We start from the raw sequence: 13787 nt of genomic DNA, 5'->3' as shown, positions 1-13787 counted from the left end.
ATTCAGAGCAAAAAGATCAACAAAAAGATCAGCAGGGGAGTGGGGGTTCAGATGCACCGGACAGCGGTGGTCGGCACAGCGCTGGCCACGGCCACGGCGGCGGCACTGGTCGCGGGGTGCCGGGCGGGGGAAGCGACCGTGGACGGCCGGGGGCAGGAGAGACCGCAGGCCCGGGCCAGTACGAGCACACCCGCGCGGGAGACGCCCCGGCCGCATCGCACGTTCACGCACAAGGCCAAGCCCAAGCCCAAGCGGGTCGTGGCGCCGCCGCGCACCACGAGGCCCGTCACACCGCGGCACACCGCGCCGAGGGTGACCCCGCCCGTGATCGCCGTCGGCACCAGCGGGGACCGGGTGCGCGAGCTCCAGGCGCGGCTGCGCGCTCTCGGCCTCTTCAACCGGAACCCGACGGGCTACTACGGCACCATCACGCAGGCGTCCGTCAGCGCCTACCAGCGGGGCCACGGCCTCTCGGTCACCGGCTCGGTGAGCCCGCGCACCTGGACCTCACTGCGCTCGGCGACCAAGACGCCCACGCACGACCAGCTCTATCCGCCGACCACGCTGCCGCTGGCCAAGCCGGATCCGCGGTGCCTGACCGGCCGGGTGCTGTGCATCAGCAAAACCAGCCGCACCCTCGCGTGGATGGTCAACGGGCGGGTGGTGTCGGCGATGGATGTGCGCTTCGGCTCGGAGTACACCCCGACCCGGGAGGGGCTGTTCCAGGTCAACTTCAAGAGCCGGGACCATGTGTCGACGATCTATCACACCCCGATGCCGTACGCGATGTTCTTCAGCGGCGGCCAGGCGGTGCACTACTCGTCGGACTTCGCCGCCCGCGGCTACAGCGGCGCCTCCCACGGCTGCGTGAACGTCCGCGACAAGAAGAAGATCGCCGCGCTCTTCGCCAAGGTCAAGGCGGGCGACAAGGTCGTCGTCTACAAGTAAGGCCGCAACCATCAATTGAGCAACCCCGACGGCGAGGACCCGGTCCGCGAGAGCGGCGCCGGTTGAGAGCGCAAAGAGGGGCGGCGCGGGCAGAGCCGGGGGAACGTGCTCTGCCCGCGCCGAATGCGCGGAGCCGTCGGTACGGGGGGAACCTCGGCTCCCGCGCGGCCGATGACCAGTCGGCCCATTTCTTTCAGCGTCACCGCTGAAAAAAACGTCACACCTGGGTGCCGGAGTCTCAGCCGACACCCGTTTCCGTGGCCGTCACCGGGTCGGTCGACGCCGCCGGGTCAGCCGCGGGCGTCGGTGTCGTGGTGGCGGTCGGCGTGCCGGTGGTGCCGGTGGTGTCGCTCGGCGGAGGAGGGGGCTGGGGGACCGTGCTGTCGTCCCCGCCACCTTTTCCCTGATCACCGCCGGAGCCGCCGCTGTCCGAACCACCGCTGTCACCGGAGCCGGAGCCGGGGCCGGACCCGTCGGAGTCGCCGTTGCCGGACCCGCTCTGCCCACCGTTGTCCCCGCTGCCGCCGCCGTTGTCCGAACCGCTGTCGGTGTTGTTGTCACCGCCGTGGTCCGAGCTGTCGTCGCTGCGCGGGGTGCCCGTGCTGTCGTCGGTGAGGATCTGGGTGCAGTAGCCGTGGATGGCGGACACGCTCCCGGCCGCCTTCGTCAGCTTCTTCAGCGACTTCTCGTCGAGGTTCGCGCCCCCCAACTCCGCGGCCAGGTAACGGGGGCAGATGTGGAGGGCCCATCCCGGGGTGCCATGCTTCCCCTTCGACGAGGGGTCCTCCGGCTTCCCGTCCTTGCCCTTGCCGCCGTCCTCCGGAGCGGGGCTGACGGTTCCGCCCTGGGCGCCGTTCGAGCCCACATCGCTGGCATCGTTGTCGGCTGAACCACCGGGACCAGGCGTCGTCGTACCGCCGTCCTCGGAGATCTCCGGGTGGGCGGATTCCCCGCCGGGTCCGGCGTCCGACATGCTCACCGAGGGGCCCGGAGTGTGGTGGCTCGGCCCGAACGGGGTGGGCAGCACACCCGCCGCTGCCGCGACCGCGAAACCGCTCAGCGCACAGCCGGCCACCATCGCGATCATGCCCGCCCGCAGCGGGCGGCGCAGTCGCGGCTGTCTCTCTCTGAACTGCCGGATCCGCCCCGGCCGCCGGACCACACCCGGTTCGGCGACGGCTTCCGCTTGGGCCTCGACCTCGACCCGGGCGGCCCGGAAGGCGGCCATGGCCGCCTCCTCGCCCGGCAGCGCGGACGCGTCGGAGGGGGCCGCCGGGCGGCCCGCTCCGGCGACGGCGCTGAGCACGGCCGCCAACCGCTCCGCTTCGGCATATGACTCGTCGCCCCGGCCGTCGGGAGCCCCGGGCTGCCCCTCGACCGGTTCGCCGCGAAGCAACCGCTCCGCGACACTGTCATCCAGCCAGCTATAGCGGTGGTCTTCGGCCATCACATGTCCTTCTGCGTTGGCGCGCGTGAATCCGTCACACCAGCAGACTTCGCCGCACCCGGCTTGGTTGCTCCGCCGCCGTGTGACTCACGTTGCCCCGGGATCCCCTCGAGCACCGCGGAATCGCCCCCGGCCGCCGGGCCGATCAGGTCGGCCAGCCGCCGCAGGCCCCGGTGGGCGGCCGTGCGTACCGCCCCCGGCCGCTTGCCCAGCACCGCGGCCGCGCTCTTGGCGTCGAGGCCGAGGACCACCCGGAGCACCACCGCCTCGGCCTGGTCCTGCGGAAGCTGGGCGATCAGCCCGAGCGCCCGGCCGGTGCCGAGGGCCTCCATCGCCTCACCGGCCGTGTCCGCGTCGGACGCGCGGAGCTCCAGCTCCGACTCATCGCCGCCGATGGCCGGGCGGCGGCCGCGCATCCGTATGTGGTCCAGCGCGCGATTGCGGGCTATCCGGGCCGCCCAGCCCCGGAAGCGGTCGGCGTCTCCACTGAAGCGTTGCAGGTCACGGGCGATCTGGAGCCATGCTTCGGAGGTGATGTCCTCCGCGTCTCCGTCACCGACCAGCGTGCGCACATAGCCGAGGAGGCGAGGGTGCACGGACCGGTAGACGGTCCGGAAGGCGGTCTCGTCCCCTTCCTGCGCCGCGAGTACCGCGGCGGTCAGTTCCGCGTCGTCGCCCTGCACGCTCTCTTCCTGCCCCACTCGGAGAATCCGTGGTCCAGTCGATTCCGGCGTAGCCGCGGGCTAGCCCTGCCCGTAGGGCGGGTACTGCTGACCGGGCTGGCCGGGCGGCGGGGTCGGGGGAGTCGGCGGCATATGAGGGGTGCCGTACGAGCCGGACCCGGGGGCCGGGGCGCCGTACGAGCCGGGCCCAGGGGCCGGGGCGCCGTACGGGGCGGGTCCGGGCGCCGGGGCGCCGTACGGGTTCTGCGCCGACATGCCGTACGGTGCCGGGCCGCCCATCTGCGGCGCCAGCGAGGCGCGCTGCTCCTGCATCGCGGTGATCTGCCGGACCAGCAGCAGTGCGAGGACCGCCGCGGCCATGAAGATCACGATCGCGAACATGTCGAATGCCAGGATGGAGTGCAGGCTCTCGATATCGCTCTTCGCCTCGGAGCGGGAGGGGGCGTAGTCGTCGCCCTCCACCTTGCCCCGCAGCAGGTTGTACCGGATGCCGCCGATGGCGTTGGTGACCAGCGCGACGATCCAGGTGATCCACCAGCCGTTGAGCAGACCGCGGCTGACGGCGTGCGGCCCCTGCGGGGAGCTGGCGCGCCAGATGTCGTTGGCGATCTGCTTGGGGAACCAGAAGTTGACGACGGGGGTGAACCAGGAACCGACCGCCCAGCCGCTGCTGAAGCGGTGCTGGCCGGGCGCGAAGACCTCGGCGTTCAGCCGCAGCCGCCGGAACCAGATCACCCAGACCACGGCGATCGCGAGGGTGAGCAGCGAGTAGATGACCTGCGCGGTGGTGAACAGGTCGTCGGCGTCGTTGAGGTCCTGCTCGGTGATGGAGACGGACTTGCCCTCGACCGCGTCCAGCATGTCCCCGATCACGCTGTACTGGCCGGAGCGCCCCACGAAGAGGAAGACGAGCGCCGGCAGCGCCACGCCGAAGAGCGCGACGAGCGTGGTGGAAAGCCCGCGCCGCAGATCGACCCCGCCGGCCGGCATGCCCATGGGCGGGGCGGCCGGGTAGCCACCGGGCGCCGGCGGCATCTGCGCCATCTGCGGCGGGACGGACGGCTGCTGCGGCGGCGCGGAGGGCTGCTGTTGTAGCTGCTGCTGGTACGTCCCGCATGCGGCACAGCGCCCGTCGGGGCCGACGGCGACAGCGCGGCAGTTCCCACACGGATACATGGTCTTTTGAGTCCCCCTGGGAACGTGACCCGCTGCGGGCCACGCGAGAAAATGAAGCCTCTGACCGCGCCCAGAGCGCGGACCTGCACGTTACGGGCATCCGACCGGTCACGTCCAGAGCGGAACGGACCCGGGACGCGGGGTGAAGTCCCCGGTTTCGTGCAAGGGGAGGTGTGACGTAATCGAGGCGTGCGACGCTGTAAGGGGTACGAGCCTTCTCAAGGCTCTCCCTGATCGACGGTCGGGGCCTCTCCTGTGGGGGGTGGCGGCCCCGACCGTCCTTCTTTTCTCCTTCTTCTCTCCGCCTTCTCTCCCTCTTTTCTCCGCCCGGCCCCCCGCTCAGACCCCGAGCCGCTCGGCGAGCCGGGTGAAGTCGGACCAGCTCAGCGGCGGCTTCCCGGGGTCCCACACGCGCTGGGCCAGTGCCGCGAGCGGCAGCCTGATGCCCTGGGCCACCTGCGCGGCCGTCTGGGCGTCGGGCCGGTCACCCCAGATGGCGAAACGGGCGCCGAGGATCCGGTTCGGTCCGGTCAGGGACTTGTCGGCGACGGGCGTGGAGCCGCGCAGTACCGCGGGGGACCAGCTCTCGTAAATACGTTCGCCGGTCGGGTAGGTGAAGCCGCCGGGCTCGCCGAGGACGTAGTAGAGATACGAGTCATTGAGGTTGACCACCTTGCGGCCCTCCTTCAGATACTCCAGCGGCGGCCGTGCCGTCTCCTTCAGCCGTCCCGTCCAGTACTCGACCTCGATGTCCTTGTCGGGCTTGACGACGCCGCCGGCGAAGAAGCCGTCGTTCCACGCCTTGGGCTGCTTACCGAGCTGCCGGGCGAGCCGGGCCCGGTCGTTCAGCCAGCCGGTGACCAGGTCCTGCACCCGGGCGTTGGGGCCGTACTTCGCCTTCGCGGCGGCCACCAGCTTCGGGAACGACGCCTGGGGGTCCTTGACGGTCAGCGCGAGGTACTCATCGGCGCCCAGATGCCACCAGCGGCCGGGGAAGAGCGGGGCGTACTCGCGCATGAGCTGATCGACGATGCGGGCCGAGGCCGGATTGGAGATGTCCACCGAGCCCTGGAACGTGGTGCCGCCCGCGTTGCGCAGTTGGAGCTGCGGATGGGCCCTGATGACGGCGCCGAGGTGGCCCGGCGAGTCGATCTCGGGGATGACGGTGATGTGCAGCCGCTGCCCGAGCGCGACGATCTCCCGGACCTGGGCCTTGGTGAGGTGCTGGGCCGAGACGATCTCGGGGTGGCTGGTGCTCTGGATGCGGAAGCCCTGGTCGTCGGAGAAGTGCAGGGCCAGTTGGTTGAGCTTGAGGTCGGCCATCTCGCGCATCCGGGCCTCGATCCACCCGGCCGAGAAGAACTTGCGCGCGATGTCCAGGTTGAGTCCGCGCTGGGCGCGGCCGGGCCGGTCGTGGATCACGCCTTCGGGGAGGCGTCCGCCGGAGCGCAGCGCCTGTTTCACGGTGCGGGTGCCGTAGAAGACGCCCGCCTCGGCGGGGCCGGTGATCCGGGCGCGGCCGCCACCGACCGTCAGTGTGTACGCCTCGCGGCCACCGCTCTGCTTCGGCTCGATGGCGAGGGAGAGATCACCGGTGCGGGGGGTGCCGGAGGCGGTGCGCAGCCCCAGTTGCGTGGCGATCATCTGGGCCTCGTCGGCGAGCGGGCCGTTGAGGTCGGCCACCACCCGGCTGCCGCTGCCGGGCCGCCAGCCGGGGCCCGTGGCCGGGGTGAAGTCGCGGACGGAGGGGATGGTGCGGGGCGGGGCGGAGGCCGCCGTTCCGTGCGGCGAGGCGGCGGGGGACCGCGCGGAGGTGGCGGTCGTGGCATGCGCGGAGTGCGCCGGCGAGGAACGGGCCGGTGAGGAACGGGTACCGGCCTGGCCCTGGCCGCCGCCCGTCTGCTGACAGCCGAGGGCCGCCAGGACGAGGGTGGCGACGGCACCCGCGATGAGACCGCGGACGCAGGACGCCTTGGTGGCTCTGAGCGGCAATCCCATGGCGGTGTACCTCCTTAGGCCCTCCCCGCTTCGGGCATTCGGCCGCCTTTGGGCCGAAAAACACCCTGCGCCCCGAATGCCGTCCACCGCATGCAGTAAAACCTCCCCCTTCGGGTGATATCGCGTTCCCCCCGGCACACCCACCGCCCCGCATCGTTAGCGTGTACTGCTCATACGCCCAGCCATGTCTCCCGCACCTGTCCCGGGTGTCCGCTTCTCCCGGGTGTCCGTTTCTCCCGGGTGTCCTTATCTCCCGGACGTCCTCATCTCCTGGGCGTCCGCTCCCATGCGTGTCCCCTGCGTGCCGGAGGAGTCCACCGCGTGTCCGAGGAGTCCACGCTGTCCAGGTCCAGGCCCATGCCCAGGTCCATGCCCGGGCCCATGCCCGGGTCCCGCGCCGCGGCCCCCCGCCTCGACCGGCTCAACACCGCCACCGCCGACGCGGCCGAGGCCGCGCTGCTCGCCTGCTGCGGCAGCCGCCGCTGGGCCCGGCTGATCGCGGCCCACCGCCCGTACCCCGATCTGGAGGCGCTGCTGGCCGCCGGGGACGAGGCCAGCTATGACCTCACCCTCGCCGATCTGGACGAGGCGCTCGCGGACGAGTCGGTCGTCGGCCATGAGCTGCCGCCCGCGGAGAGCCTGGGGTCGCTTGCCGCCCACACCGCGCTCCGGGCCGCCCACGATGCGTACGAGCGTCGATTCGGTCACGTTTTCGTCATCTGTCTGGATGGTCTGCGGCCCGATGAGCGGCTCGACCGGCTGCTGACCGGGATCCGGAAGCGGCTGGGCAACGAGCGGGAGCGGGAGCGCGAGAACACCGCCGAGGAGCTGCGGCGCATCGCCCGCGGCAGGCTCGCCCGGCTGGCCGCGAACGCCTCCCGGTTGCCCGACGTATCCGGGTTCCGTATCGCATGATCGCCCGTTCGTGCTTGATAGATCACACCTGAGCCCCCCGGACGAACCAGCCGACAGCACGTCGGTACGATGTCCAGGGCCGGTGGACCGTACCCGGCCGGGCCCGACCGACCGTGAAGCCGGCAGGCCCCAAATCCGCTTCCGGAGGGTTTTTCCGTGCCGGCTGGAACGCTGTATCGCGGCCGGGAAGGCATGTGGTCCTGGGTGGCTCATCGAGTCACCGGCGTCCTCATCTTCTTCTTCCTGTTCGTACATGTGCTGGACACCTCGCTGGTCCGCGTCTCGCCCGAGGCGTACGACAACGTGGTCGCCACCTACAAGAATCCCGTCGTGAACCTGATGGAGTACGGCCTCGTGGCCGCCATCCTGTTTCACGCCCTCAACGGCCTTCGCGTCATCGCCGTCGACTTCTGGTCCAAGGGAGCGAGGTACCAGCGCCAGATGCTCTGGGGCGTCGTCGGTATCTGGGTCGTGCTGATGGCGGGCGCCTTCTACCCGATCCTCCAGCACACGCTGCGCGAACTGTTCGGGAGCTGACGCACATGTCCGCCGAGACCACCACCCCCGCGAGCGACTCGGTCACCGGGTACGACGTGGATCATCCGGCCCCGGTCATCGAGCCGCCGCGGGCCCGTACCCGCAAGACGCCCAGGGCGACCCGTACGAACTTCGAGATGTACGGCTGGCTCTTCATGCGCCTGTCCGGCGTCCTGCTGGTCGTCCTGGTCCTGGGCCATCTGCTGATCCAGCTCGTGCTGGACGGCGGCGTCACCAAGATCGGCTTCGCCTTCGTGGCCGGCCGCTGGGCCTCGCCGTTCTGGCAGGCATGGGATCTGATCATGCTCTGGCTCGCCACGCTGCACGGCGCGAACGGCCTGCGCACGATCATCAACGACTACGCGGAGCGGGACACCACCCGCCTGTGGCTGAAGGCGCTGCTCTACACGGCGGCAGGATTCACCATCGTGCTCGGCACTCTGGTGATCTTCACCTTCGACCCGAACATCCGCTAGGCCCCGGGGCTGAGGTATCCACTCATGAAGATCCATAAGTACGACACCGTCATCGTCGGCGCCGGCGGGGCCGGAATGCGCGCGGCCATCGAGTCGACCAAGCGCAGCCGCACCGCGGTGCTCACCAAGCTCTACCCGACCCGCTCCCACACCGGCGCGGCGCAGGGCGGCATGGCCGCCGCCCTCGCCAATGTCGAGGAGGACAACTGGGAGTGGCACACCTTCGACACGATCAAGGGCGGTGACTACCTGGTCGACCAGGACGCCGCCGAGATCCTGGCGAAGGAGGCCATCGACTCCGTCCTCGACCTGGAGAAGATGGGCCTGCCGTTCAACCGCACCCCGAACGGCACCATCGACCAGCGCCGCTTCGGCGGCCACAGCCGTAACCACGGCGAGGCCCCGGTCCGCCGGTCCTGCTACGCCTCGGACCGCACCGGCCACATGATCCTCCAGACGCTGTACCAGAACTGCGTCAAGGAGGGCGTGGAGTTCTTCAACGAGTTCTACGTCCTGGACCTCCTGATGACCGAGGTCGACGGGGTCAAGCGGACCGCGGGTGTGGTGGCGTACGAGCTGGCCACCGGTGAGCTGCACGTCTTCCAGGCGAAGGCCGTCGTCTTCGCCTCCGGCGGCTGCGGCAAGTTCTTCAAGGTGACCTCCAACGCGCACACCCTCACCGGTGACGGCCAGGCGGTCGCCTACCGGCGCGGGCTGCCGCTGGAGGACATGGAGTTCTTCCAGTTCCACCCGACCGGCATCTGGCGGATGGGCATCCTGCTGACGGAGGGCGCCCGCGGTGAGGGCGGCATCCTCCGCAACAAGGACGGCGAGCGCTTCATGGAGAAGTACGCGCCGGTCATGAAGGACCTGGCATCACGAGATGTCGTATCGCGGTCCATCTACACGGAGATCCGCGAGGGCCGCGGCTGCGGTCCGGAGGGCGACCACGTCTATCTGGACCTGACCCACCTGCCGCCGGAGCAGTTGGACGCCAAGCTGCCCGACATCACCGAGTTCGCGCGGACGTACCTGGGCATCGAGCCGTACACGGACCCGATCCCGATCCAGCCGACCGCGCACTACACGATGGGCGGCATCCCGACCAACGTCCAGGGCGAGGTGCTGGCGGACAACGACACCGTCGTCCCCGGCCTGTACGCGGCCGGCGAGGTCGCCTGCGTCTCGGTGCACGGCGCCAACCGGCTGGGCACCAACTCGCTGCTCGACATCAACGTCTTCGGCCGCCGGGCGGGCATCGCCGCCGCGGAGTACTCCGCCAGGGCCGACTTCGTCGAGCTTCCGGAGGACCCGGCCGCGTTCGTCCAGAGCCAGGTGGAGAACCTGCGGGACGCGACCGGCACCGAGCGGGTCACCGAGGTCCGCAAGGCGCTTCAGGAGACCATGGACAAGAACGTCATGGTCTTCCGCACCGAGCAGACGCTCAAGGAGGCCGTCGAGGAGATCGGCCACCTGCGGGCGCGCTTCAAGAACGTCAGCGTCCAGGACAAGGGCAAGCGGTTCAACACCGATCTGCTGGAGGCCATCGAGCTGGGCAACCTGCTCGACCTGGCCGAGGTCATGGCGATCTCCGCGCTGGCCCGCAAGGAGTCGCGCGGCGGCCACTACCGCGAGGACTACCCGAACCGCGACGACGTCAACTTCATGCGGCACACCATGGCGTACCGAGAGGTGGGCGCGGACGGCTCCGAGTCCATCCGCCTCGACTACAAGCCGGTCGTGCAGACCCGCTACCAGCCGATGGAGCGTAAGTACTGATGAGCACCCCCACCCTCGAGAAGTCCGACCAGGCCCCCGAGGCGGCCGACGCCACCGCCTCGCACCTGATCACCGTCACCTTCCGGATCCGGCGCTTCAACCCGGAGATCTCGGACCAGGCGGTCTGGGAGGACTTCCAGATCGACCTCGATCCGAAGGAGCGCGTCCTCGACGGTCTCCACAAGATCAAGTGGGAACTGGACGGCACCCTGACCTTCCGCCGCTCCTGCGCCCACGGCATCTGCGGATCCGACGCGATGCGGATCAACGGCCGCAACCGGCTGGCCTGCAAGACGCTGATCAAGGACATCAACCCCGAGAAGCCCATCACGGTCGAGCCGATCAAGGGGCTCGCGGTCCTCAAGGACCTGATCGTGGACATGGAGCCGTTCTTCCAGGCGTACCGCGATGTGATGCCCTTCCTGATCACGACGGGCAACGAGCCGACGCGTGAGCGGCTCCAGTCCGCCGAGGACCGCGAGCGGTTCGACGACACCACCAAGTGCATCCTGTGCGCCGCGTGCACCTCCTCGTGCCCGGTGTTCTGGAACGACGGCCAGTACTTCGGCCCGGCGGCGATCGTCAACGCGCACCGCTTCATCTTCGACTCCCGCGACGAGGGCGGTGAGCAGCGGCTGGAGATCCTGAACGACAAGGACGGCGTCTGGCGCTGCCGCACCACCTTCAACTGCACCGAGGCGTGCCCGCGGGGCATCGAGGTCACCAAGGCCATTCAGGAGGTCAAGCGCGCTCTGATCACGCGCCGCTTCTGACGGAGCCTTTTGGCTCGGAGCTTGTGGGCGAGGGCCCCGCTTCCCGGATTCCGGGGGCGGGGCCCTCGTCGTATCCACGCACATCGAAGAGCTATACACGCGATGTATACGCATGGCGTATAGTCCTGCGCATGGCCACCGCCTACCTTCTGCCGATCAAGACGGCCGCCGCCCTCTTCCCGCTGCTGGCACTCTTACTGCTGCTGCCGACGGCCGTCGTCCTGTACCGCCGTCACGGCGTGATGTCCCCGGGGCGGACGCTGTCGCTCTACGGCTTCCTCTACTACCTGCTCACCGCCTACTGCATGACGATCGTGCCGCTGCCGAAGCAGACCGGCGACATGTGCGAGCGGTTCGCGATGGTCGCCGATCCGCAGTGGATGCCCGGGAACACCTTCAGCGACATCTGGAAAGAGGCCCACCACAAGGTCGGGCTCAACTCGCTGATCCTCCAGAACCCCGCCGTCGCCGGGACCGTCTTCAATCTGCTGCTGCTCCTGCCGCTCGGCGTCTTCCTGCGCTACCACTTCGGGCGCTCGCTGCGCGCCACCGCCGTGATCGGGTTCGTGGTCGCGATGTCCTTCGAGCTGACGCAGTGGACCGGAGTGTGGGGTCTCTACAGTTGCCCCTACCGCCTCTTCGACGTGGACGACCTGATCGTCAACACCTCGGGAGCGGTGATCGGCTGGCTGCTGGCCGGGCCGGTGGCCCGGATGCTGCCCGCGCTGGAGACGCTGGACGGGCGGGCGCTGGCGGCCCGTCCGGTGCCATTCGGGCGGCGGCTGACGGCGCTCGCCGTCGATCTGGCCGGATGTGTCGTCACATCGGTGTTCGCCACCGTCGTGCTGATCGAGCAGCGCGGAACGGCCCCGGCATGGCTGCCCGTCGCGATCTTCGTGGTGTGGTTCGTCCTGCTGCCGCTGGCGACCGGCGCGACGCCCGGAAAGCGGCTGTTGCTGCTGCGGCTGGTGGCGGAGGACGGCGGCCCGCTCATGCCCTGGCGGCTGATCCTGCGAGCGCTGGTGCTCGCGGCGTCGGTGATGCCGTTCCTGTCGGGATTCTTCCTGGCCACGCTGATCCTGCTGAACGAGCCGTGGCGCTACAACCATCTGACCACCGTCCACGGCCCGGGCGCCCAGGACGCGGAGACGATCCTCTACGCGCTCGGCAGCGTCGAACTACAGGCGGTGCTGGCCGGGCTCGCGCTGACGGCCACCTGTGCGTGGAAGACCCTGCGCCACCCGCACCGACTCGCCCCGCACGACCGCCTCTCGGGCATCCACAACGCCACGCTGCCGCACAGCCGGGCCGTACGGGCCGGGGCGCGGGCCGCCGACCGGTCGCAGCCGGTGGCGGTGGCGGTGGCGCGGGTGGCCGACGGCGGCGCACCGGCGGGGGACCTCGACCGTCCGCTGGTCAGCGCGGCGCCCGTCGGTCCCATCGGTCCCGTCGGTTCCACCGGTCCCGTCGGTTCCACCGGTCCCGTCGGTTCCACCGGCTCGGCGGAGGTTCAGCGGTCCGCCGTCGACTCGCGCTGAAGCGGGGTGGGTGGCCGGGATGACGGGGGCTCAGACGCTCAAGTACGGGTCGAGGCCAGCTCCACCACGGTGACGTCCGGTGGCGCCCCGACCCGTACCGGCGGGCCCCAGGCACCCGCGCCGCGCGTCACATAGAGCTGGGTGTCGCCGTACCGTTCGAGACCGGCGGCGGTGGGGTTGGCCAGCTCGGCCACATAGGTGCCGGGCCACACCTGACCCCCGTGGGTGTGGCCGGAGAGCTGGAGATCGACGCCCGCCTTCACCGCGTCGTGGATCACCACCGGCTGATGGGCGAGCAGCACGGAGGCACGCGAGCGGTCGCGATCGCCCAGCGCCTTACCGAAGTCGGGCCCATGGCCCTCGCTCTCGCCCGCGATGTCGTTCACCCCGGCGAGATCGAAGCCGGGCAGCTCGGCGCGCTCGTTCTCCAGGGGACGCAGGCCCAGCTCGCGCACATGGTCCACCCACTCGTCGGCGCCCGAGTAGTACTCGTGGTTGCCGGTGACGAAGTAGCTGCCATGGCGGGCGCGCAGCGCGCGCAGGGGCTCGGCGGCCGGGCCGAGATCCGCGACACTGCCGTCCACGAGGTCGCCTACGACGGCGATGAGGTCGGGGTTGGTGCGGTTGACCGCCTCGACGACCCGCTGGGTGTGGGCGCGGCCCAGGATCGGCCCGAGGTGGATATCGCTGACGACGGCGATCCGGAAGCCATGCGCCCGGCGCGGCAGCTTGGCGAGCGGCACGGCGATCCTCTTGACCCGCGGCCCGCGCAGCACGGTGTACGTCCCGTACCCCACCGTTCCGGCAGCCACGGCAGTGGCCCCGACGGCCACGGCCCGCGCGACAAACAGCCGCCGGGATGCGGCGGGCGCCGGGCCGTCCGTGGCTGCCTCCGCCGCCCCGGACGCGACGCTTCCGGCCGCCGCCGTACCGCTTGCCAGAGCTATGGCCCCGCCGTCGGACACCACCGTCGCGGCGGCGCCGATGGGGCCATCCCCGCCCGCGCCGTCCCCGGCCGCCGCGCCCTCGCGGCCGTCCGCGCGGATGGCCGTCGGGTCGGGGCCGACGGCGCCGGTGTCGTCGGCGGTCACCGCCGAACCGGCATCCGCTGTCCGCCCGGCGACAGCCGCATCCGCCGCCGGGCCCCCGGCCGACCGCACATCAGCGGACTCGGCCGGGTCGCGACGGCTCAGCCATGTGCGCAGCAAGGGCCGTACCGCCTCGCCGACAAGCAGGGCGAGGGTCAGATACAGCAGCAGGGCGAGCCAGAGGTAGCCCGGCCAGGCCAGGCCGCGCTGGATCGCGAAGGGCACGCCCGCGCGGCCCGAGATCACCGCGCCGACGCTCATCAGCGGCAGTACGAAGGCCGCCGCCGTGCCGGTACGGCGCGCCCATCCCCCGCGCGCCGTCGTATCGCCGACCAGCCGCCGCCACACATACCAGTGCACGCCGGTCAGCAGACCGATGACGGCCAGCGCGATCAGGACGTAGAGCACGACCATCCCCGGTCCCCTCCC

General features: G+C 70.6%; 12 protein-coding genes. 7 read left to right on the top strand and 5 right to left on the bottom strand.

Annotated features, from left to right (window positions below):
• Positions 1-51 precede the first annotated feature (51 nt).
• A complete protein-coding gene (locus tag ACK1X7_RS29280) occupies positions 52-948 on the top strand; it encodes a L,D-transpeptidase family protein (protein WP_385141958.1) in 897 nt (298 codons plus the stop codon).
• Positions 949-1186: 238 nt separating this feature from the next.
• Here ACK1X7_RS29280 and ACK1X7_RS29275 read toward each other — a convergent pair whose 3' ends face one another.
• The 4 genes from ACK1X7_RS29275 to ACK1X7_RS29260 form a co-directional block, all read right to left on the bottom strand.
• A complete protein-coding gene (locus ACK1X7_RS29275) occupies positions 1187-2395 on the bottom strand; it encodes a hypothetical protein (RefSeq protein WP_413115844.1) in 1209 nt (402 codons plus the stop codon).
• Entirely contained in the window at positions 2395-3078 is a 684-nt protein-coding gene (locus ACK1X7_RS29270) for an RNA polymerase sigma factor (RefSeq protein WP_385141968.1), read from the bottom strand. Before ACK1X7_RS29270 ends, ACK1X7_RS29275 begins: the two co-directional genes overlap by 1 nt.
• Positions 3079-3138: 60 nt before the next feature.
• On the bottom strand, positions 3139-4254 hold the full coding sequence (locus ACK1X7_RS29265) for a DUF4328 domain-containing protein (RefSeq protein ID WP_413115843.1): 1116 nt from the start codon (positions 4252-4254) through the stop codon (positions 3139-3141).
• 339 nt (positions 4255-4593) lie between these two features.
• Positions 4594-6252, bottom strand: coding sequence for a beta-N-acetylhexosaminidase (locus tag ACK1X7_RS29260; RefSeq protein WP_413115842.1), 1659 nt, complete (start codon positions 6250-6252; stop codon positions 4594-4596).
• 381 nt (positions 6253-6633) lie between these two features.
• Here ACK1X7_RS29260 and ACK1X7_RS29255 point away from each other — a divergent pair, with 381 nt between their 5' ends.
• The 6 genes from ACK1X7_RS29255 (at position 6634) to ACK1X7_RS29230 (ending at position 12270) form a co-directional block, all read left to right on the top strand.
• Positions 6634-7167: a 2-oxo-4-hydroxy-4-carboxy-5-ureidoimidazoline decarboxylase gene (locus tag ACK1X7_RS29255; RefSeq protein WP_385141946.1), complete on the top strand. Its 534-nt coding sequence runs from the start codon at positions 6634-6636 to the stop codon at positions 7165-7167.
• Positions 7168-7323: 156 nt separating this feature from the next.
• Entirely contained in the window at positions 7324-7704 is a 381-nt protein-coding gene (gene sdhC, locus ACK1X7_RS29250) for a succinate dehydrogenase, cytochrome b556 subunit (RefSeq protein ID WP_014061379.1), read from the top strand.
• Between the two features lie 5 nt (positions 7705-7709).
• On the top strand, positions 7710-8180 hold the full coding sequence (locus tag ACK1X7_RS29245; protein ID WP_208515530.1) for a succinate dehydrogenase hydrophobic membrane anchor subunit: 471 nt from the start codon (positions 7710-7712) through the stop codon (positions 8178-8180).
• 24 nt (positions 8181-8204) lie between these two features.
• A complete protein-coding gene (gene sdhA, locus ACK1X7_RS29240; RefSeq protein WP_078641976.1) occupies positions 8205-9959 on the top strand; it encodes a succinate dehydrogenase flavoprotein subunit in 1755 nt (584 codons plus the stop codon).
• Complete coding sequence (locus tag ACK1X7_RS29235; protein WP_390793057.1) at positions 9959-10732, top strand: succinate dehydrogenase iron-sulfur subunit; 774 nt, start codon at positions 9959-9961, stop codon at positions 10730-10732. Before sdhA ends, ACK1X7_RS29235 begins: the two co-directional genes overlap by 1 nt.
• Before the next feature lie 131 nt (positions 10733-10863).
• Complete coding sequence (locus tag ACK1X7_RS29230; RefSeq protein ID WP_413115841.1) at positions 10864-12270, top strand: VanZ family protein; 1407 nt, start codon at positions 10864-10866, stop codon at positions 12268-12270.
• Between the two features lie 38 nt (positions 12271-12308).
• Here ACK1X7_RS29230 and ACK1X7_RS29225 read toward each other — a convergent pair whose 3' ends face one another.
• A complete protein-coding gene (locus ACK1X7_RS29225) occupies positions 12309-13772 on the bottom strand; it encodes a metallophosphoesterase (protein WP_413115840.1) in 1464 nt (487 codons plus the stop codon).
• Between the last annotated feature and the right edge of the window lie 15 nt (positions 13773-13787).

Source organism: Streptomyces sp. CY-1 (assembly GCF_047218265.1).
Taxonomy (GTDB): Bacteria; Actinomycetota; Actinomycetes; order Streptomycetales; family Streptomycetaceae; genus Streptomyces; species Streptomyces niphimycinicus.
The sequence above is the reverse complement of the archived record's forward strand: the minus strand, read 5'-3'. Positions and strand labels throughout refer to the sequence as shown.